Here is a 21,295-nt window from a genome sequence, read left to right as displayed (position 1 = left end):
TACAATCATAATACAATATATGTTGTCTGTGAAAAACTGTGGATAAATTTATTCACAAAATAAACACTAGGAAATATCAGGGGTTTCGACACATATAAACATATGATAAACAAATATTTCACATAGTTTTCCACATGTTATCCACAAATTGTGTATAACTTTTTAGAGTCCTACAATATCTATGGATGGAATAACTTTATCGCAAAAAAACATAGAATTCTCTTGACTTATGCAGGTGATTTTGACTATAATGGGAGTGATGTTTTTTAGAAAATATATGGTTTCATATATAAAATTACTATTTTTTGATTAAGGAGGTGTTTCTAGACATGAAAATGACATTTCAGCCAAAGAAAAGACAGAGATCTAAAGTTCATGGTTTCAGAAAGAGAATGAGCACTGCTAACGGAAGAAAAGTTATTAAGAGCAGAAGAGCAAAAGGAAGAAATAGATTGTCAGCATAGGTCGCAGTGATGTGACCTTTTCTTTTCTCTAAATAATAGGGAAGGAAAAGATATGAAGCATTATCATTCATTAAGAACAACTAAGGAATTTCAGCAGGTATATAAAACCGGTAAATCAAAAGCAAACAGATATTTAGTTTTATACTGCAGGGAAAATCAGCTTAATTATAATCGTTTTGGAATCTCTGTCAGCAAGAAGGTGGGAAACAGTGTCGTGAGACACCGGGTGACCAGGCTTCTGAGGGAGAGTTACCGTCTTCGTGAGTCAGAGTTTAAGCAGGGATTTGATCTTGTAGTTATTGCCAGAAATACGGTTAAGGATGAAGGTTTTCACACGGTGGAAAGTGCTTTGCTCCATCTGATGAAGCTTCATCGTTTAAAAAGAGATGAAAAACATTGAAAAAGATTTTGATTTATTTGATACAGTTTTATAGAGCACATTTGTCTAAATTAAAAGGAAAAGGAACTTGCATTTATACTCCGACCTGTTCAGAGTATGCAGTTGAAGCACTGGAAAAACACGGCGCGCTGAAGGGAAGCCTTCTGGCTGTGTTTCGAATATTGAGATGTAACCCTTTTGCAAAGGGAGGATATGATCCTGTTCCGGAAGTGAGAAAGGTGAAAGGTAAAAAGAAATGATGTATTTGGCTCAAGCAGCCCAGGCAGGCAGCGGTGGATTATTGTCTCCGATTGTATGGGTTTTCGGCGAGATCATGAAGTGGATTTACAATGGATTATCAGCTGTCGGTATTGAGAATCTTGGATTGTGTATTATTTTGTTTACATTGATTTCAAAGTTGATTATTTTTCCGCTGACGATCAAGCAGCAGAGAAGTATGAAGATCAACCAGGTGGCACAGCCTGAAATGATGAAGATTCAGAAGAAATACCGTGGTAAGAGAGATCAGGCATCTATGATGAAACAGCAGGAAGAGATGCAGAAAGTCTATGACAAGTATGGGACAAGCCCTACCGGAGGATGTGCGACTACATTGATCCAGTTTCCGATCATCATGGCTCTGTATTATGTAGTCAGAAATCTGGAAGGTTATATTCCTAACATTCCTAAGAGTGCGTATGAATTTGTTCTTGGAATTAACATTCAGAATACACCGGGATTCAAACTGAGTATTTATCTTATTATCCCGCTTTTGTCCGCTTTCTTTCAATATTTAAGTGCACGTACATCTATGGCAGACATGGATTCAGATAATCCGGCGGCAGGTATGTCTAAGAATATGATGCTGATGATGCCTATTATGTCTTTATTCATGTGTATCACTCTTCCGGTGGGAATTGGTATTTACTGGACTGCAAGTGCAGTTTTCCAGTGGGTACAGCAGATTTTGATCAATAATTACTATAATCATACAAACATGCAGAAGATCATTGAGAAGAGCAGAGAGAAAGCAGCCAAGAAGAAAGCTAAGAAAAAGGGTCCTTCAATGTATGAAAAAATGATGGGTGCTGCAAACGGCAGTACACCGTCAGAATCATCCCAGGATAATACGATCAGCAGCATTGCAAAGAAAAAAGTCACAAAAAATGTAGAGTATAACACAGAATCCCAGGGAGGAATTGCATCTAAGGCAAATATCGTGAAGAACCGGATGGATAAAGGGGGAAAATAAAATGGCAGTAACGCGTTTTACTGGCAAAACGGAATCTGATGCGGTTATGAATGCGGCCATGGAGCTGGGAATTCCGAGCACAGAAATTCAGTATGCAGTGATTGACAAAGGGAGCAACGGATTTTTAGGACTCTTTAAAAAGCCGGTGATCATTGAATTGACGGAAGAAGAAAAACCGGCTGAGCCTGTAATGGAAGATAAACCTGAGAAAACAGAGGAGGTGCAGGCTGCTCCAGAAAAGAAAAAGAAACAGGTCCAGGAACCCAAGAAGGCTGCCAGTGAGAATCCGAAAGAAAAAGTTTATAAACGCCCGGATAATATTGATCAGATCATAGACGACACAGAAGCATATCTGGATGAAGTATTAAAGGCGATGGGACTTGTTCCTAAATTAAATCTTTATTATAATACGACCGGAAATGTGCTGAATATTAATGTTACCGGTGAAAAGATGGGCGCTCTGATCGGAAAGCACGGACAGACACTGGATGCACTCCAATATCTCACGAGCCTGTTTGTGAATAAAGAAAGCGAAGCTTTTATTAAAGTAAAGCTTGATACGGAGAATTACAGGGAGCGCAGACAGGAAACTTTAGAAAAGCTTGCGCTCAGCATTGCAAATAAAGTGAAGAAGACAAAAAAACCGGTTCATCTGGAGCCTATGAATCCGAATGAACGCCGGATTATCCATTCTGCACTTCAGAGAGATCCTAAGATCGTGACAAAAAGTCAGGGAAAAGATCCTTACCGCAGAGTGGTTGTCATGCTGAAAAAATAATGAATTTGGGTTGCCTTTTGCGGCAGCCCTTTTTTGCCTTGCGGAGGACATTGAAATGGGAACAGATACAATCGCAGCGATAGCTACACCGCTGTCCAGCAGCGGGATTGGGATTATAAGAATCAGCGGGCCGGAAGCCATAGATATTGCTTCTGAAGTATTCCGCCCGAAAAGAGAAAAAGATATAAAAAAGGCAGCCACTTATACGGCTCATTACGGACATGCAGTGAAGGACGGAAAGGATATTGATGAATGTATTCTTCTGATTATGAAAGGTCCTCATTCCTATACTGCCGAAGACGTGGCGGAGATCAACTGTCACGGCGGAGTCGTCGTGATGAAAAAAATACTGTCTTGTATCATTGAAGCCGGGGCGAGGCCGGCAGAACCGGGTGAATTTACAAAACGGGCATTTTTAAACGGGAGGATTGATCTTTCCAGAGCAGAGGCCGTAATGGATCTGATTCACTCCAAAAATGAATTTGCCATGGAAACATCCTTAAAGCAGTTAAAAGGAAGTCTTTCTGAAAAAATTCGTTCTTTGAGAAAAGAGATTGTTCATAGTGTGGCGTTTATTGAATCCGCATTGGATGACCCTGAGCATTATTCTGTAGACGGATTCTCTGAACAGCTGAAAGTACAGGTAGAGCACGCCAGGGATGACATTCAGAAGTATCTTGATTCATCCGACAACGGGCGTATATTGAAAGAAGGTATTCACACGGCGATTGTGGGAAAACCCAATGCCGGGAAGTCTTCGATATTAAATGTCCTGCTGGGTGAAGAAAGAGCTATTGTCACAGATATCGCAGGAACTACAAGGGATACTCTGGAAGAGTCGATTCAGATCAACGGGATTCCGCTGAATGTGATCGATACGGCGGGTATTCGGGATACGGATGATGTTGTTGAGAAGATCGGTGTGGATAAAGCGAGAGATTCGGTGATAAAAGCGGATCTCGTCCTCTATGTTGTGGATACTTCGGTTCCGCTGACAAAAGAAGACGAGGAAATTATGAAGCTTCTTAACGGAAAGCAGGTAATTGTACTGTTAAATAAATCAGATCTGGAAACAAAAGTTTCTGAAAGTGAGTTTCTTGACAGAGGATTCCAAAATATCGTTCCAGTATCGGCGAAAAGTCTTTACGGACTGGAAGATCTTTATGAGAGGATCAATGATCTTTTCTTTAACGGAAGGGTATCGTTTAACGACGAAGTATACATTACAAATATGAGACATAAGAAAGCGCTGGCAAATGCAAAGGACAGCCTTGATCTGGTTCTGAAAAGCATCGAGGACCGGATGCCGGAGGATTTCTTTTCGATTGATCTCATGGATGCCTATGAGGAACTTGGCTATATTATTGGGGAGTCTGTGGGCGAGGATCTGGTAAATGAAATATTTGCAGAATTTTGTATGGGTAAATAGAGATGAAAAATTTAGAAGAATTTTATGATATTGTAGTTGTAGGTGCGGGCCACGCAGGCTGTGAGGCAGCATTGGCCTCAGCGCGCCTTGGATTTAAAACAATTTGTTTTACAGTGAGCATGGACAGTATAGCCCTGATGCCGTGTAATCCGAATATAGGAGGAAGCTCCAAGGGACATCTGGTAAAAGAGATCGATGCTCTTGGCGGTGAAATGGGTGTGAATATAGATAAGACTTATATTCAGTCCAAAATGCTGAACCGTTCCAAGGGACCAGCTGTTCATTCACTCAGGGCACAGGCGGATAAAAAGATGTATTCCATGGCTATGACACAGACAATGGGAAATACAAAAAATCTTACGGTCAGGCAGGGAGAAGTGACACAGATTCTGACACAGAACGGCAAAGTCACGGGAGTAAAAACTTACTCGGGTGCCGTTTATCATGCGAAAGCAGTGATCCTCACAACCGGTACTTACCTGAAAGCCAGGTGTATTTACGGAGATGTGAGCAATGAGACTGGGCCTAACGGTCTTCAGGCAGCCAATTATCTGACACAGTCTCTGAAGGATCTTGGAATTGAAATGCGCCGGTTTAAGACTGGAACTCCGGCCAGAATTGATAAGAACAGCATTGATTTTAATAAGATGGAAGAACAGTTCGGGGATGATAAAATTGTTCCGTTCAGTTTTACAAATACTAGAGAAGATATACAGAGAGATCAGATTTCCTGCTGGCTGACTTACACAAATGAGGAGACGCATGAGATCATCCGTGAAAATATTGGGCGTTCCCCATTATTTTCAGGTGCCATTGAGGGTACAGGCCCCCGGTATTGCCCCTCTATTGAAGATAAGATCGTAAAATTTCCGGATAAAAACCGGCATCAGGTTTTTATTGAACCTGAGGGTGAATATACGAATGAGATGTATGTGGGGGGAATGTCAAGTTCTCTGCCTGAAGACGTCCAGTATGCCATGTACCGCAGTGTGACGGGGCTTGAAAATGTTAAAATCATCAGAAATGCATATGCTATTGAATATGACTGCATCAATGCAACACAGCTGAAGCCTTCTCTGGAATTTAGGAAAATAGGAGGGCTGTTTTCAGCAGGACAGTTCAACGGAAGTTCCGGATATGAAGAGGCAGCTGCCCAGGGACTGATCGCAGGCATAAATGCTGCGAGAATGATCCAGGGAAAGGAATCTCTGGTCCTTGACCGCTCCCAGGCTTATATAGGTGTTCTGATCGATGATCTTGTAACAAAGGAGACGAGTGAGCCGTACCGTATGATGACTTCCAGGGCAGAATACAGGCTTTTGCTGAGACAGGATAATGCGGATCTCCGTCTTTCGAAAATAGGATATGAAATGGGGCTAATCAGTGAAGAGAGATATCAAAACCTGCTGGAGAAAGAAGCGCGGATAGAAAAAGAAATCAATCGGCTCAGCCGCGTAAATGTCGGGGCTTCAGGAAAGGTTCAGGATCTGCTTTCAAAATGTCAGAGCACGGAGTTAAAGTCTTCTGCGACTATGGCAGAACTGATCAGGAGGCCGGAGCTCACTTATGATATGCTTTCTCCCATTGATCCGGACAGGCCCGAATATCCTGAGGATGTGAGAGAACAGGTGAATATTAATATTAAGTATGAAGGTTATATCAAACGCCAGCTTTCTCAGGTGAGACAGTTTAAACGCTTAGAGAAGAAGAAAATCCCTGAGGGAATAAAGTATGAAGATATAGGTAACTTAAGGATTGAAGCAATACAGAAGCTGTCTAAGATACGTCCTGCATCGATTGGACAGGCGTCCAGGATTTCCGGGGTATCCCCGGCAGATATTTCGGTTCTTCTCATTTATTTGGAACAGCTTCATCAAGGGGCTTAGGAGTGTATATGATTAGTTTAAGAGAAAAAGCAGAAGAGTTAGGAATTGCATTGACAGACAGGCAGCTTGCTCAGTTTGAAATATATTATGAATTACTGACAGAGAAAAATAAGGTAATGAATCTTACTGCGATCACTGAGAGAGAGGATGTGATCCTCAAACATTTTGTGGATAGTCTGGCATTGGTGAAGGCGGAGTGTGGATTTTCTTCACAAAAAATTCTCGATGTGGGGACAGGAGCGGGATTTCCGGGAATTCCTTTAAAGATTGCATTTCCTGGATTAAAGATCGTACTTCTGGACTCCCTGAATAAGAGAGTTAAATTTTTGCAGGAAGTGATCGATGCTCTGGAACTGCATGATATTACGGCAGTCCATGGAAGGGCGGAGGACTACGCCAGGCAGAAGGAATACCGTGAGCAGTTTGACCTGGTTGTCTCCAGGGCAGTTGCCAACTTGAGCACGCTTTCGGAGTATTGTCTTCCCTATGTAAAGGTATCAGGAATGTTTCTTCCTTATAAATCCGGCAGGATCGAAGAAGAAATGAGAGAAGGAAAGCATGCGGTACATCTCCTTGGTGGAGAGATTGAAGATGTTGTGTCATTTGTACTTCCGGGTACAGACATGGAGAGGACTATTCTTAAAATAAAAAAACAAAAGGCAGCCCCGAAGCGCTATCCGCGCAAAGCAGGGCTGCCGTCAAAAGAGCCGATCCGTTAAAAAAAGATTTTGCAGGCTTTCAGGACTTCATCGGGATTTTCCAGATGAGGCAGGAGTTTTGACCCTTTAATAAAATGATATTCAACGGAAGGATTCAATACCTGGTACTGTTCAATGGTGTTTTCGGCCTCTGGCGTATGATCTCCCATGAGGAAGTAAATACTGTGGTTTAAATTTTTTATGGATGGAATCAGATTACAATTCAGGTAGTCTGAGATGAGGCTTGCATACAAATATTTTGTGTCTGATCCACATTTGTGAGCGGATTCATGACAGATATCCACATATTTCTGCTTAATGTCCTTAGGTCTGTGGAAATATTCCCGGGCAAGTTTTTTCTGGATCATTGGTCTGCTGTGCAGGATATTGTAAGTGAGTGTGCCGATGATCGGAAGCTCCATAAAATATTTGAGTACTTTTTTGCGGTTCCCGGGATAACGCCCTGCTTTTGTCATATTTTCAGGATTGATCATCATGAGCCGGCTGAAATTCCTGGGTTCTGTGTAGCATGCCAGAAAGATCAGAGATGATGACTTTCCGCTGGCGATGATGTCAGTCTTTGTGCCGATTACATTTTTGATAAAATCATTGATCAGCTGAACATAAAGATAGCTTGTATAAGTGATCCGCGGTTTGTCGGAACGGCCGCATCCCAGAAGATCCAAAGTATAGACCGTATGTGACCTGGAGAGTTCTTCTTTTATTTTATAAAATTCCAGTTCTGAGCTGCAGTTGTTCAGATCGTGAATGAGGAGAAGCGGAGAACCGGTTCCATGTTTTGTATAGTAGAGACTGCCGAATCTCCAGGAGTAAGTATTGCCGTATTTGGAGAACAGAGCATCCTTCATGGAGGATAGTGAGAAGACAAGCTTATTTATCAGATATACACATATTGTTGAAACAGTTGTAATGGTGGCCAGATTTCGCAGTTTTTTATAGAAACGCATACAGAGTCTCCTTTCTAATTTATTACTATTATTATATGACAAACAAGGATTTGATACAATAATACTTTGCATTCCTTAGAAATTCGTTTATCATAGAGAAAAGAGGTGGTGAGATATTTGGATGAGAAGAAGATTGATAAGGATCAGCTGATGTCAGATCTGGCAGCCTATTTATCTGAAGAATATATGGAGTGTGTGGCTGAAAAAGAAAAATTTATAGAAGAAAAATATAAACTGGAAGAAGAAAAAGAGCGGCTGATCCGTTGTGTGATGCTGGAAAAAGAAAAGAGACAGATTCGGTCAGTATTTTCTCCTTTGTCCTTAGATGAAAACCTCATGGAAGAAGTGAAGGAACCGGATACAAGAGAAGTGGAACATGCATTGGATGTGTTATCCAAAAATATACGGAAGATACAAAAAAAGTGTGATAGGCTGAAATCATATTTAAAAGGACTGGAAGAAACTTATTTTGTGGTTTCTGGTTTAGAGGAGCTGGATAAGAGTCAAGAGGAGGTTCTGTTTCTTCCTGCATTTTATGAACTTATGGATCATTTCAGAAAAATTCATCCTGAGATTACAGTCAGCTTTGAGAGAATAGAAAAAGAATCACCGGTGATTCTTACATTTTCATTCTTGACAGGATTTCATCAGATGATGAGATATTCTGTTCAAAAAATAGGAATTTGTTCTTTAAATATAGATACCTTTATTGAACATGACAGAATTATGCTGCAGTTTGTTATGAAACCAAAAAAACAGGCATCCATTCAAAAATTTAAAAAAAATAGAAATATATTGGAAGACATATTGACCAGAGAATTTGCAATTACCAGATGGCAGGAAAATTCAGTGGTATTGCAGGCAATCATAGAAGCATAAGTGAGGAGAAAGATGAGAAATAAAATAATTGATTTAATTACAGATTCTATTAAGGAATTGGACAGAGAGACAGTGAGCCGTATTTTAGAAATACCTCCTCAGGAGGATATGGGTGATTTCGCATTTCCATGTTTTCAGCTGTCTAAGATTTTCCGAAAAGCTCCGAATATAATAGCACAGGAGGTAGCAGAAAAGATAAAGAAAACAGATTTTGTCTCTAAGACGGCAGCTATGGGGCCTTATGTAAATTTCTTTATTGACAGAACAATGTTTGTAAGTGAAATGTTAAAACAGGTTTCTGTGGATAACTATGGAAGTTCTGAGATTGGATGTGGAAAAACTATCTGTATCGATTATTCTTCTCCGAATGTGGCAAAGAATTTTCATGTCGGTCATCTGAGGACCACACTGATTGGAAATTCTATTTACCGTATTTATAAAAAGCTTGGTTATCGGGTAGAGAGAATCAATCATTTGGGTGACTGGGGCACTCAGTTTGGAAAATTAATCGTTGCCTATAAAAAATGGGGAAGCAAAGAGGCTGTGGAACAAAACGGTATATCTGAACTGATGAAGATTTATGTAAAATTTCATGAAGAAGCAGAAAAGGACGATACTTTAAATGATGAGGCCCGGGCATGGTTTGTGAAGATGGAGCAGGGTGATGAAGAGGCTCTTTCTATCTGGGAGTGGTTTAAAGATATAAGTTTAATTGAATATAAAAGAATTTATGAACTTTTGGATGTAGATTTTGACTCTTATGCCGGTGAAAGCTTTTACAGGGACAAGACTTCTGCCGTTGTGGATGAGTTAAAGAAAAAAGGAATGCTGAAAGAAAGTGAAGGCGCCTTTATCGTTGATCTGGAGAAATATGATATGACTCCTTGTCTGATTATGAAAAAGGATGGAAGTTCTATTTATGCTACCAGGGATCTTGCCGCTATTTTTTATCGGAAAAAAACATATGATTTTGAAAAATGTATCTATGTCACCGGTATGGAACAGAAACTTCACTTTGCACAGGTGTTCAAGGTGGTGGAACTTATGGGATATGAGTGGGCCAAAACAGATTTGATTCATGTACCTTATGGGTTGGTTAGTCTGGAAGGCGGAAAACTTTCTACCAGAAGCGGCAATATTATTTATGCAGAAGATATTCTCCGTGAATCTGTATCAAAAATCAAAGAGGTCATCAATGATAAAAACCCGGATTTACAGGATAAAGAAGAAGTTGCAAAGATGGTAGGTATTGGTGCCATTATTTTCAATGATCTTTATAATCAGAGAATAAAGGATGTCACATTCAGCTGGGATAAGATTCATAGCTTTGATGGTGAGACGGGCCCTTATGTTCAGTACACTTATGCACGTGCTGCCAGTGTTTTGAGAAAGACTGGAATAACAGATGTGCCTGAAGAAATAGATTCTTCTTTATTGACAGATGAAGCATCGGTTTCCTTATTAAAAGAATTGATCCGTTTTCCAGAAGTTGTAGAGACAGCAGCAGAACGTCTGGAACCTTCGGTTGTTGCAAGATTTGTTATGTCTGTCGCCCAGGCATTTAATCATTTTTATCATGAAAATCAGTGTAATGTGGAAGATGAAAAACTTAAAAGGGCAAGGGTTAAGTTAGTAATAATTGCAAAGAAAGCAATCAAAGACGGCCTCGATCTTCTTGGAATGAAGTGTCCGGAACAGATGTAGTAAGAATATAAAGTTGGCTAAAGCAGATATGAAATTTCATATCTGCTTTGTTTTTATGTTTCACGTGAAACATTATTGTATTTATTTTCATGTTTCACGTGAAACATCTGGAAATGAAAAGTTGTAAGTGATATAATATTTCTTAAAAGGAGATTATATAATATGGGAAGAATTATCGCAATTGCTAACCAAAAGGGCGGCGTCGGTAAAACAACGACGGCGGTGAATCTTTCTGCTGCCCTGGCTGCTGCAGGAAAAAAGACACTTATCATAGATATGGACCCTCAGGGAAATACAACAACTGGTCTGGGATTGGACAAAAATGAATTAGAACATACGGTTTATGAAGTGATTTCATCTGAAATTACATTTGATGAATGTATTTGTCCGGAAGTTATTGAAAACTTATCTTTGGCCCCAGCTAACCGTAATCTGGCCGGAGCAGAAATAGAATTGATGACAGTAGACCGCATGCAGTACATACTAAAAGAGAAACTTCAGCCGACTGTCGAAAACTTTGAGTTTATTATCATAGACTGTCCGCCTGCCCTGGGAATGCTCACAGTCAACGCTATGACGGCTGCAGATACCGTAATTGTACCAATTCAATGTGAATTTTACGCACTGGATGGATTGACACAGTTAATGTATACGATTGAGTTGATACAGAAGAGTCTTAATCCTGACTTGAAAATTGAAGGTGCAGTGTTTACTATGTATGATGCCAGAACAAATTTATCGCTGCAAGTTGTAGAAAATGTAAAATCATATTTGAACCAAAATATTTATAAGACAATTATTCCGAGAAACGTGCGTTTGGCAGAGGCACCGAGCCATGGACTTCCGATTAATTTGTATGATCCTAAGTCAGTTGGTGCAGAGAGCTATCAAATGCTCGCAGAAGAAGTCATTGCAAACGGAGGAAAAGAGGAATGACGACGAAAAAGAAAACAGGATTAGGACGGGGACTGAACACATTGATACCAAGTGCTCCGGTTAAGGACACCGAATCAGAAAAGATTTTAAAAAAAGAAGAGCAAATAAAATCGGAGATTGTGGTACCGATATTGAAAGTAGAACCAAATCCGAATCAGCCCAGAAGACAGTTCGATGAAGATTCTCTTCAAGAGCTGGCGGATTCGGTCAAGCAGTATGGAATTCTTCAGCCGCTGATTGTAAAAAAACATGATAAATTTTATGAGATCATCGCGGGAGAGCGCAGATGGAGAGCAGCTAAATTAGCGGGCTTAAAAGAAGTGCCGGTGCTGATTAGAGATTATGCAGAAAATGAAATAGTAGAAATTGCATTGATCGAAAATATTCAAAGAGAAGATTTAAATCCCATTGAAGAAGCACTGGCTTACAAAAGGCTTATGGAGGAATTTTCACTGAAGCAGGACCAGGTGGCGGCAAAAGTTTCGAAGAGCCGTGCTGCCATCACGAATTCACTGAGACTTTTGAAACTGGATCAGAGGGTCCAAAATTTGTTGTCGGAAGAAATGATCACTACGGGGCATGCCCGTGCACTTCTGGCGATTGAAGATCCCGATCAGCAATATGAGACTGCGATGAAAGTTTTCGATGAGAAACTCAGTGTCAGAGAAATTGAGAAGCTTGTAAAACAGATGTCAAAGAAAAAGAAGGAAACTCCGAAAGAGGAGAATAAAGTTCAGGAATTTCTGTTTGCCAATATAGAAGAATCCTTGAAACAGGCACTCGGCAGCAAAGTGAATATAAAGAATCGAAATAACAAAGGAAAGATTGAGATAGAGTACTACTCAAAAGAAGAGCTGGATCGTTTAGTTGATATGCTGAGAACGTTATAGGAGGAATGAAATGACAACAGGTATTACAATTTTTGGAATTGACTTATTTTATGTTTTATGCGGCTTAGCCGGTGTATGTACCCTGGCACTGCTTTTAATTGTAGTATTGCTGGTGAAGACCAGCAGGTTAAAAAAGAAGTACCGCATGTTTATGAAGGGGGAAAATGGAAAGTCCCTTGAAAAGACTTTTGTAAAACATTTTGATGAATTGGAAAGAATTGAAGAAAATCATAAAATACTTGATGAAGAAATGGGAAGACTGAAAGATAAGCTTCAATTATCATATTCCAAAATGCAGGTTTTAAAATATAATGCATTTAAAGAAATGGGCGGAGAGACGAGTTTTGCGATTGCACTTTTGGATCACAGGAACAATGGAATTGTATTGAATGCCATGAGCAACCGTTATGGAAGTTATATGTATGCAAAAGAAATTAAAGATGGCCGTTCAGAGGTAGCACTTTCTAAAGAAGAGCAGATTGTGTTGGAAGATTGTATGAATAAATAAACATATCAGGAGGAAATCATGTTAGACATTAAATTTGTGAGAGAAAACCCGGAAGCAGTAAAACAGAACATTAAAAATAAGTTCCAGGACCGCAAACTGCCGCTGGTAGATGAAGTCTTAGAATTAGATGAAAAAAACAGAGAGATCAAACAGGAAGTTCAGTCTCTGAGAGCCAATAGGAATAAGATTTCCAAACAAATTGGCGGATTGATGGCACAGGGAAAAAAGGAAGAAGCCGAGCAGCTGAAACAGGAAGTGTCAAACCAGGCCGGCAGGATTGAGGAACTGACAGAGGAAGAAAAAGAAGTAGAAGAAAAAATCTTAAAAATCATGATGACCATTCCGAATATCATTGATCCGTCAGTGCCGATCGGAAAAGATGACAGTGAAAATGTAGAGATCGAGAAATTCGGTGAACCGATTGTCCCTGACTTTGAGATTCCTTATCACACGGAAATTATGGAAAACTTCAGCGGTATTGATCTGGACAGTGCAAGAAAAGTGGCAGGCCAGGGATTTTATTATTTGATGGGAGATATTGCGAGGCTTCATTCGGCAGTCATCTCTTATGCCCGCGATTTTATGATCAACAGAGGATTTACTTACTGTGTGCCGCCGTTTATGATCAGAAGTAATGTTGTGACCGGCGTCATGAGTTTTGACGAAATGGATGCCATGATGTATAAGATAGAAGGGGAAGATCTCTATTTGATCGGAACGAGTGAACACTCTATGATCGGTAAATTTATCGATACGATGATTCAGGAAGAAGAACTTCCGAAGACCCTGACAAGCTATTCCCCATGTTTCCGAAAGGAAAAAGGAGCTCATGGACTGGAGGAGAGGGGAGTTTACAGAATCCATCAATTTGAAAAACAGGAAATGATCGTTGTATGTAAACCGCAAGAAAGTATGGACTGGTATGAAAAACTGTGGAAAAATACCGTAGATCTGTTCCGTTCTCTGGATATTCCGGTCCGGACATTGGAGTGCTGTTCCGGAGACCTGGCTGATCTCAAAGTAAAATCAGTAGATGTAGAGGCATGGTCTCCGCGTCAGAAAAAATACTTTGAGGTAGGAAGCTGTTCTAATCTTGGAGATGCACAGGCACGGAGATTAAAGATCCGTGTGAATGGAGAAGACGGCAAGTACTACGCCCATACATTGAACAACACGGTCGTTGCACCGCCTCGAATGCTGATCGCATTTTTGGAAAATAATCTTCAGGCAGACGGCAGTGTAAAGATACCGGAGGCACTTCAGCCTTATATGGGCGGAATGAACGTCATTCAGTAAAGGATTTTATATGGAAAAAGCAAAGATTATTTTAGTGGAAGATAATCAGAAGATTCAGAAAGAACTCTGTGAGTTTCTGAGCAGATATGATTATGAGACAAAAGCACTCAATAACTTTGAAAATATAGTGGAGGATATCCTGAAGGAAAGGGCTGATCTGGTCCTTCTGGACATCAACCTTCCCGTGTACGACGGATATTATATATGCCGTGCGGTCAGAGAAAAATCGGATGTCCCGATCATCGTCGTCACAAGCAGAGACAGCGAGATGGATGAGCTGATGAGCATGAATCTGGGAGCCGATGATTTTATTTCTAAGCCGTATAACACACAGATTCTTGTGGCACGGATATCTTCTCTGCTCAAGCGTACAAAACATGTGAAAGAAGACTGGCAGATGACTCATAAGGGACTTTTGATCAATCTGTCAAACAGTACGGCATGCCACGGAGAAGAGCAGATAGAACTGAGCAAAAATGAAGTGAAGATTCTGTCTGTGCTTGTGAAGCATAAAGAGGAGATCGTTTCCAGAGATAATCTGATGGAAGAACTGTGGCAGTCCAATGAATTTGTAGATGACAATACACTGACGGTAAATATCAACAGGCTCAGAAAAAAACTGGATTCCATCGGGCTTGCCGATTATATTGTCACAAAGAGAGGGCAGGGGTATCTTGTATGAGCTTCAGGGCATATTTAAGAGATAAGTCATTATTTTTTGGACTTCAGATATTTTATCTGGCTTTTCTCGTATGGATGCTGAATCTGTTCCACGCCACAACCTTTGCTATTATATATCTGCTGTGTCTGTACTTTATTCTTATGATTCTTGCACTGGGAAATGAATATTTTAAGAGAAAACGTTTTTATGAGACGGCGCTGGAAAGTATGGATTCCTTAGATAAAAAATTTATGCTCCCGGAGCTTCTTGACAGGCCTGATTTTACAGAGGGAAAAATATTTTATGACTGTCTGTCACAGACTAATAAGTCTATGAGCGATGAAGTGGCAGAGTATAAGATCTCTGCCCAGGATTACAGAGAGTATGTAGAAATGTGGATTCACGAGGTGAAGACGCCCATTGCCGCTTCCAGGCTCATGATAGAAAATAATCCGTCTGAGGTGACAAAAAATATCAGCGAAGAACTGGAAGAAGTGGAATACTATCTTGAGCAGGCGCTGTATTATTCCAGAAGCAACGGAGTAGAGAAGGACTATATTGTAAAACGTATGAATCTGAATTCCATGGTTCAGGAACTGATCCGCAGCAATTCCAAGATTTTGATCCAGTCGAAGGTAAAGGTAAGCCTTGAAAATCTGGATTATGATGTTTATACGGATGAAAAATGGATGTCATTTATTCTAAAGCAGGTATTGATCAATGCAGTAAAGTACCGCAAAGATCATCCTGAAATCCGGTTTACAGCAGCAGATGAAAAGGAACAGGTACAGCTTTTTATAGAGGATAACGGCATCGGAATATCAGGAAAAGATCTTCCAAGAGTTATGGAAAAGGGTTATACGGGGACTACAGGAAGGAAGTATGCCAAATCCACGGGAATGGGATTGTATCTTTGCAGAAAGCTCTCAGATAAGCTTGGAATTGGATTTGCTGTCCGGTCAAAAGAAGGAGAAGGCACACAGATTAAAATCACATTTCCAAAAAATTCATTTGTGTATATGTAGATAAAAACCGCTGGACATAAGAATGTCAGCGGTTTTGTGTTATTTTGGATCATGTTCATCTGCATTTGGGCAGTCTTTGATATTTATTACCGGAGGACGGAAGGGATATAACTCCTCATAGGATTCCATCGCTGCCTCAGACTCTGGATTGGCAGGAATTAGTCCGGTACAGTCAGTCGTGGAACAGGTAGAACACATATCAAAAATGTTTTCATCGATTTCTTCATTGGTCAGTTCTTTTTTCTTTTTCATGATATCAACCTCCTTGTTGAGATACAATTAGTATGGTTGGTCCATGAAAAAAATATCATTCAAGAAGATTTTTCTAAAATTTTATTTGTCTAATAATATTAAGGCGATGATTTCCAGGTCTGTGTCACCGATATTTTCAATGCCGTGACCGCATCCGCTCATAGTATATGTAGTATCCCCTGCATTCACTTCATATTCGGTACCATTGTCATTGTACATGCCTTTTCCGGCTAAAATATGATAGGCTTCTCCTTCCTTTTCGTGGACATGATAGCCGAAGGAGCATCCCGGCGGGATGATGATTTTGCCGAACAGACGGCTGCTTTCTTTCATCTCTTCCTTTGTCAGAAAAGAAGTCTTCCGGATCGTTCCTTTGCCTCCCCGTGCATTTTCTACACTCTCAAACTTTACATCTTCATTTTTTAAATACATAGCTTTACCTCCATTTTTCTTGGTTATAGTATCAGTATAGAGGATAGCTTTTTAAATTACAATCCAAATAGAAAGTGACAAAAGTGTAAGTTTGCTGTAAGACAGTTCGATGGATAGAGTAAACAGACAGTGATATAGTAAGGATAACATAAAGAAAGCAAAGGAGAATTGGGATATGAAAACAGTATTGCAAGTTCAAAATATGGAAAAATATTATGGAAACAAAGGAAATGTGACAAAGGCTGTGGACGGCATCAGCTTTGACGTGGAAAAGGGTGAATACATCGGTATTATGGGAGCGTCCGGAAGCGGAAAAACTACGCTGCTTAACTGTATTTCCACGATTGACCGTGTGACCTCGGGCCACATCTTTATAGACGGAATGGATGTGACAAAACTAAAAGGGAAACATCTTTCCAAGTTCCGGAGGGAACAGCTGGGATTTATCTTTCAGGATTTCAACCTGCTGGATACACTGACTGCCTATGAAAATATAGCGCTGGCTCTGACCATTATGAAAACTCCGGCAAAGGAAATTGATGAAAGGGTAAAATCAATCGCGGAAAAATTAATGATAACAAAAGAACTGTCCAAGTATCCGTATCAGCTTTCCGGAGGACAGAAGCAGAGAGTGGCAAGCGCAAGGGCTATGGTAACCGACCCGTCCCTGATCCTGGCCGATGAGCCAACCGGAGCACTGGACAGCAAGTCTGCAAGAATGCTTTTAGACAGTATGGAAACTATGAACGCGGAACTGCATGCCACGATTCTTATGGTGACTCACGATGCGTTTACGGCAAGCTACTGTAAGCGGATTCTGTTTATCAAAGACGGTAAGATTTTTAATGAACTTGTGAGAGGCAGGGATTCCAGAAAAGAGTTTTTTGACCGCATCATTGAAGTGGTGACATTGCTTGGAGGTGACAGTACAAATGTATTCTAAATTAGCGTTTGGAAATGTAAAAAAGAGCATAAAAGATTTTACGGTATATTTTTTGACGCTGACATTCGGTGTCTGCCTGTTTTATGTATTTAACTCTATCGGCAGTCAGGAAGCGATGCTTAAAATTAATGAGTCACAGAAAAGTATCATTGAAATGCTTCAGATGGCAATCAGTTCGTTGTCTGTGTTTATTGCAGTAATTCTTGGGTTTCTTGTGATCTATGCCAACAGGTTTTTGATCAAAAGGCGGAAGAAAGAGCTTGGACTTTACCTGTGCCTGGGAATGGATAAACGGCAGGTTTCTAAAGTACTGATCATCGAAACCTTGTTTATTGGGGTGTTTGCACTGGCAGCAGGACTTCTGGCCGGAGTATTTTTATCTTAGGGGCTGTCTGCGGTAACTGCAAAAATGTTTATGGTAGAGATGAAGGAATTTACTTTTGTATTTTCCGGAGAAGCATTTATAAAGACGATCATTTACTTTGCGGTTATTTTCCTGATTGTTATGATCTTTAATACGTTCAGTATATCCAAGGTAAAGGTCATTGACCTTTTAACAGCAAATAAAAAGAATGAAGATTTAAAAGTAAAAAAACTGGGAGTTTCTGTTGTATTGTTTTTGATTTCTGTATTATGTATTGGAGTAGCTTATTACTTTATTCAGGAAAACGGTATGATGGAAGTAGATGGTCAATTTTGGATGAGTATTATCTTTGGTACGATCGGAACATTTTTGTTTTTCCTGTCTCTTTCCGGATTCTTTTTAAGAATTTTGAAGACGAACAAGAAGTTTTATTACCGAAAGCTTAATATGTTTATTTTAAGACAGATCAATTCAAAGATTACTACAACCTTTGTATCCATGACACTGCTCTGTTTGATGCTCTTAGTGGCAATCGGTGTATTTTCTACTGGAGCCGGACTGGCAACGACAATGGGCGGAGATATGAAGAAGGCGACACCATATGATGTATCTTATGTTAAGTATTTCCCGGAAGAAGAGAAGAACTTTAAAGTAAAGACAGACATGAGAAAAGAGTTTGAGTCAAAAGGAATCGATATGAACAAATTTGTTGATAAATCATGTATGATTTCCACAAGGCTCAATGCAAAACTTAAATTCAAGATATTCTTAAACGGCCGTGATAAACTTGTAGATTATCCTAAAGGTGTAAAAGAATCAATGGAAAAGTCATCGCCTGAAATTATAGGTTTATCAGACTACAACGAAGCCATGAGAAAGCAGGGAAAACAGACGATCAGTCTGAAGTCGGATGAATATGCAGTAAACTGTAATTTTGACAATATGAAGAAGCTGTGGAAAGACGTATGTAAAGACAGGGTAGAGATCAAAATGGACGGCAGGGCTCTGACTGCAAAGAGTTCTATGATCGACAGTACCTATTATTCTGCGTCTTCTCTGCCAATGGACATGGGAACTTTGATCGTTCCTGACGATGTTGCAGAAAAGTTTTCTGTGCATACAGTTGTGTATAACTGTCAGTTAAAAGATGATGTAGAAGAAAATACCCATAAACTAAGTAAACTGATGGAAAGTGTGTATCCGAACAAAACAATGGAGGAAAGAAATAAAGCGCCGTATCACACAGCGATCTATAGGGTAGAAATGATCGAACAGAGCGCGGGACTGAGCACTGTGATTACCTACATTGTTATTTATATAGGAGCAGTCTTCCTGATTACATGTGCAGCCGTTCTGGCACTGCAGCAGCTCAGTGAAAATTCAGATAACGTGGAAAGATATAATCTGCTGAGAAAAATAGGAGCGGATGAGCGAATGATCAATCACGCTATGCTGGCACAGATTGTTATTTATTTTATGGTTCCGCTGAGCCTCGCTCTGGTGCACTCCTATATCGGTGTGAAGGTTGCCAGTAACGTGATCGCAACATTGGGAAATGTAAATGCACTCAACGGCATCCTGGCTTCGGGAGGCGCTATCCTCGTGATTTATGGGGGATATATGTTGGCAACATATCTTGGAAGCAAGGCTGTCATCAAGGATAAAAACAGATAATCAGATGATAAAACCATATAAAAAACAGCAGATTTTCGAATATCTGCTGTTTTTTATTTCTTAAAAGGATCTTGTCATGCAGGTTTTTAAGGAATTTTAATGATTGAAAATGCATGATATTGATTGACTTTGAATGAAATGGTGTTATAATAAAAGAAAAAGAGGTGATTTTATGCTGCCGGATGAACGGTTTCGGAGGATTTTAGAGATAATACGGAAAAAACAGTCTGTCACAGTGCAGGAACTGGTAAAACAGATCGGGATATCTGAGTCAACAGTCCGCAGAGACCTGGCGGCTCTGGACAAAAAAGGTCTGCTGCATAAAGTTCACGGAGGAGCCACTTCTATTGATGCGGGATTTGGTGCAGAAGAAACAGTCGCGAAGAAATCTCTGAAAAATGTGGATGAAAAACGCCGGATCGCACAATACTGTGCAGAGATCATCAGGCCGGACGATTTTATTTATCTGGATGCCGGAACGACCACAGAGATGATGATTGATTTTCTGACAGAGAAAAAAGCTTCTTATGTCACCAATGGAATCATGCATGCAAAAAAACTCATGGATTATGGTTTTAGGGTATATTTGATCGGAGGAGAACTGCGTGCGGTAACTGAGGCGGTAGTCGGGGAGGAAGCCCTGGAAAGTCTCAGAAAGTATAACTTTACAAAAGGATTTTTTGGGATCAACGGGATTTCGAAAAAAAGCGGTTTTACAACACCGGATGTAAACGAAGCACTGGTAAAGAAGACAGCTCTTAGTCAATGTCTGGATGCTTATATCTTAGCCGATGCATCTAAATTCGGCAGGATTTCAGCAGTCTGCGTGGCCGGGCTGGATCAGGCAGTCATAGTTACAGGGAAACTTAAGGAACCAAGCTTTTTAAAATATACAGCGATTAAGGAGGTATCAGAATGATTTACACAGTAACATTTAATCCGGCGATTGATTACGTCATCAAGGTGGATGACCTGACTCTTGGGAAGGTAAATCGGACCAAAAGGGAAGATATGTACTGCGGCGGCAAGGGGATTAATGTATCGAATGTACTTGCCAATTTGGGGATCGACAGTGTGGGATTTGGATTTATTGCAGGTTTTACGGGAGATGCTATTGAGACAGGGGCAAAACAGCTGGGATTTAAGCCGGACTTTATCCGTCTCAGAGAAGGCATGACAAGAATCAATGTCAAGATCAAGTCAAATGAAGAGAGCGAAATCAACGGACAGGGACCGGATATCCATGAGGATGAACTGGAAATGATGTATCAGAAGCTGGATACATTAAAAGACGGAGATATATTGGTCCTGGCCGGAAGTATTCCGAACACTCTCCCTGAAGATGTATATGAAAAAATTATGGAAAGGCTTCAGGATCGAAAGATTCAGATCGTCGTGGATGCTACGAAAGATTTGTTATTAAACGTTCTGAAGTATCATCCGTTCCTTATCAAGCCGAACAATCATGAATTGGGAGAAATGTTTGGGGTTGAACTGAAAAATAATGAAGAAATCATTGAGTATGGAAAGAAGCTTCAGGAAAAAGGTGCAAGGAATGTTCTCATTTCCATGGCAGGAGATGGAGCAATCCTGATCACAGAGGAAGGGGATGTACACATTTCTCCTTGTCCAAAAGGTGAAGTTAAAAACTCTGTGGGAGCAGGCGATTCTATGGTCGCAGGTTTCCTGACCGGATATCTCAAAGCTGGAGACTATAAGGAAGCATTAAAGATGGGAATTGCCACGGGAAGCGCCAGTGCATTTTCTGAGGATCTTGCAACGAAAGATAAGATTATGGAATTGTATGAGCAGCTTTAGAATAATTTAATTGTCAAGTAGGAAAAAAGAGAAGTTTTTATGGCTTCTCTTTTTTTTGC

The 21,295-nt window shown here is 40.2% G+C and carries 24 protein-coding genes; 21 read left to right on the top strand and 3 right to left on the bottom strand.

All coding sequences use genetic code 11. The features are described 5' to 3' along the window. Positions 1-329 precede the first annotated feature (329 nt). Genes rpmH through rsmG form a run of 8 tightly spaced genes read left to right on the top strand, consistent with a single transcriptional unit; the run spans position 330 to position 6,907 of the window. Positions 330-464, top strand: a complete 135-nt coding sequence (rpmH, locus tag ANCC_RS17495; RefSeq protein ID WP_006568113.1) for a 50S ribosomal protein L34 — start codon at positions 330-332, stop codon at positions 462-464. Positions 465-516: 52 nt separating this feature from the next. Then, positions 517-864, top strand: a complete 348-nt coding sequence (gene rnpA / locus ANCC_RS17490) for a ribonuclease P protein component (protein WP_006568115.1) — start codon at positions 517-519, stop codon at positions 862-864. Further along, a complete protein-coding gene (gene yidD / locus ANCC_RS17485; RefSeq protein ID WP_006568116.1) occupies positions 861-1,103 on the top strand; it encodes a membrane protein insertion efficiency factor YidD in 243 nt (80 codons plus the stop codon). Before rnpA ends, yidD begins: the two co-directional genes overlap by 4 nt. Beyond that, positions 1,100-2,095, top strand: coding sequence for a YidC/Oxa1 family membrane protein insertase (locus ANCC_RS17480; RefSeq protein WP_006568117.1), 996 nt, complete (start codon positions 1,100-1,102; stop codon positions 2,093-2,095). The genes yidD and ANCC_RS17480 overlap by 4 nt, the downstream gene beginning before the upstream one ends. 1 nt (position 2,096) lies before the next feature. Continuing rightward, positions 2,097-2,873 (top strand): RNA-binding cell elongation regulator Jag/EloR, encoded by a 777-nt coding sequence (gene jag, locus ANCC_RS17475; RefSeq protein ID WP_006568118.1) that lies wholly within the window; start codon positions 2,097-2,099, stop codon positions 2,871-2,873. Positions 2,874-2,928: 55 nt separating this feature from the next. After that, positions 2,929-4,302, top strand: coding sequence for a tRNA uridine-5-carboxymethylaminomethyl(34) synthesis GTPase MnmE (gene mnmE, locus ANCC_RS17470; RefSeq protein WP_039946904.1), 1,374 nt, complete (start codon positions 2,929-2,931; stop codon positions 4,300-4,302). Between the two features lie 2 nt (positions 4,303-4,304). Further along, the gene (gene mnmG, locus ANCC_RS17465) at positions 4,305-6,188 is read left to right on the top strand and encodes a tRNA uridine-5-carboxymethylaminomethyl(34) synthesis enzyme MnmG (RefSeq protein WP_006568120.1); all 1,884 of its coding nucleotides are present in this window, start codon (positions 4,305-4,307) and stop codon (positions 6,186-6,188) included. An 8-nt stretch (positions 6,189-6,196) separates the two neighbouring features. Beyond that, positions 6,197-6,907: a 16S rRNA (guanine(527)-N(7))-methyltransferase RsmG gene (gene rsmG / locus ANCC_RS17460; protein ID WP_006568121.1), complete on the top strand. Its 711-nt coding sequence runs from the start codon at positions 6,197-6,199 to the stop codon at positions 6,905-6,907. Here the strand turns inward: rsmG and ANCC_RS17455 are convergent. Continuing rightward, positions 6,904-7,854, bottom strand: coding sequence for an alpha/beta fold hydrolase (locus ANCC_RS17455; RefSeq protein WP_039946905.1), 951 nt, complete (start codon positions 7,852-7,854; stop codon positions 6,904-6,906). The genes rsmG and ANCC_RS17455 overlap by 4 nt on opposite strands. Before the next feature lie 108 nt (positions 7,855-7,962). Here ANCC_RS17455 and ANCC_RS17450 point away from each other — a divergent pair, with 108 nt between their 5' ends. The 8 genes from ANCC_RS17450 (at position 7,963) to ANCC_RS17415 (ending at position 15,753) form a co-directional block, all read left to right on the top strand. Further along, positions 7,963-8,733 carry a hypothetical protein gene (locus tag ANCC_RS17450; RefSeq protein WP_390610117.1) on the top strand — a complete coding sequence of 257 codons (771 nt, stop codon included), beginning with the start codon at positions 7,963-7,965 and terminating at the stop codon, positions 8,731-8,733. Positions 8,734-8,745: 12 nt separating this feature from the next. Further along, positions 8,746-10,437: an arginine--tRNA ligase gene (argS, locus tag ANCC_RS17445; protein ID WP_006568124.1), complete on the top strand. Its 1,692-nt coding sequence runs from the start codon at positions 8,746-8,748 to the stop codon at positions 10,435-10,437. 162 nt (positions 10,438-10,599) lie between these two features. Further along, complete coding sequence (locus tag ANCC_RS17440; protein WP_006568125.1) at positions 10,600-11,373, top strand: ParA family protein; 774 nt, start codon at positions 10,600-10,602, stop codon at positions 11,371-11,373. Further along, positions 11,370-12,263 carry a ParB/RepB/Spo0J family partition protein gene (locus ANCC_RS17435; protein WP_006568126.1) on the top strand — a complete coding sequence of 298 codons (894 nt, stop codon included), beginning with the start codon at positions 11,370-11,372 and terminating at the stop codon, positions 12,261-12,263. Before ANCC_RS17440 ends, ANCC_RS17435 begins: the two co-directional genes overlap by 4 nt. Before the next feature lie 10 nt (positions 12,264-12,273). Next, positions 12,274-12,771 carry a DUF4446 family protein gene (locus tag ANCC_RS17430; protein ID WP_006568127.1) on the top strand — a complete coding sequence of 166 codons (498 nt, stop codon included), beginning with the start codon at positions 12,274-12,276 and terminating at the stop codon, positions 12,769-12,771. A gap of 18 nt (positions 12,772-12,789) precedes the next feature. After that, on the top strand, positions 12,790-14,067 hold the full coding sequence (gene serS, locus ANCC_RS17425) for a serine--tRNA ligase (RefSeq protein WP_006568128.1): 1,278 nt from the start codon (positions 12,790-12,792) through the stop codon (positions 14,065-14,067). Positions 14,068-14,077: 10 nt separating this feature from the next. Beyond that, complete coding sequence (locus ANCC_RS17420; RefSeq protein WP_006568129.1) at positions 14,078-14,749, top strand: response regulator transcription factor; 672 nt, start codon at positions 14,078-14,080, stop codon at positions 14,747-14,749. Then, positions 14,746-15,753, top strand: a complete 1,008-nt coding sequence (locus ANCC_RS17415; protein ID WP_006568130.1) for a sensor histidine kinase — start codon at positions 14,746-14,748, stop codon at positions 15,751-15,753. Before ANCC_RS17420 ends, ANCC_RS17415 begins: the two co-directional genes overlap by 4 nt. 39 nt (positions 15,754-15,792) lie before the next feature. Here the strand turns inward: ANCC_RS17415 and ANCC_RS17410 are convergent, their stop codons facing one another. Both ANCC_RS17410 and ANCC_RS17405 read right to left on the bottom strand, forming a co-directional pair. Beyond that, positions 15,793-16,005, bottom strand: a complete 213-nt coding sequence (locus ANCC_RS17410; protein WP_022261129.1) for a hypothetical protein — start codon at positions 16,003-16,005, stop codon at positions 15,793-15,795. Between the two features lie 81 nt (positions 16,006-16,086). Continuing rightward, positions 16,087-16,437: a cupin domain-containing protein gene (locus tag ANCC_RS17405; protein ID WP_006568132.1), complete on the bottom strand. Its 351-nt coding sequence runs from the start codon at positions 16,435-16,437 to the stop codon at positions 16,087-16,089. 175 nt (positions 16,438-16,612) lie between these two features. Between ANCC_RS17405 and ANCC_RS17400 the strand changes: the two genes are divergently transcribed. From ANCC_RS17400 to pfkB, 5 genes are all read left to right on the top strand, one after another. Next, positions 16,613-17,380: an ABC transporter ATP-binding protein gene (locus ANCC_RS17400; RefSeq protein WP_006568133.1), complete on the top strand. Its 768-nt coding sequence runs from the start codon at positions 16,613-16,615 to the stop codon at positions 17,378-17,380. Next, entirely contained in the window at positions 17,370-17,765 is a 396-nt protein-coding gene (locus ANCC_RS17760) for an FtsX-like permease family protein (protein WP_006568134.1), read from the top strand. Before ANCC_RS17400 ends, ANCC_RS17760 begins: the two co-directional genes overlap by 11 nt. Positions 17,766-17,795: 30 nt before the next feature. Further along, positions 17,796-19,418, top strand: a complete 1,623-nt coding sequence (locus ANCC_RS17395) for an SLC5/6 family protein (protein WP_233458281.1) — start codon at positions 17,796-17,798, stop codon at positions 19,416-19,418. 172 nt (positions 19,419-19,590) lie between these two features. Then, positions 19,591-20,337, top strand: a complete 747-nt coding sequence (locus ANCC_RS17390; protein ID WP_009290224.1) for a DeoR/GlpR family DNA-binding transcription regulator — start codon at positions 19,591-19,593, stop codon at positions 20,335-20,337. After that, positions 20,334-21,236 (top strand): 1-phosphofructokinase, encoded by a 903-nt coding sequence (pfkB, locus tag ANCC_RS17385; RefSeq protein ID WP_006568138.1) that lies wholly within the window; start codon positions 20,334-20,336, stop codon positions 21,234-21,236. The genes ANCC_RS17390 and pfkB overlap by 4 nt, the downstream gene beginning before the upstream one ends. Positions 21,237-21,295 lie beyond the last annotated feature (59 nt).

The organism is Anaerostipes caccae L1-92 (genome assembly GCF_014467075.1).
GTDB classification, from domain to species: Bacteria; Bacillota; Clostridia; order Lachnospirales; family Lachnospiraceae; genus Anaerostipes; species Anaerostipes caccae.
The sequence above is the reverse complement of the archived record's forward strand: the minus strand, read 5'-3'. Positions and strand labels throughout refer to the sequence as shown.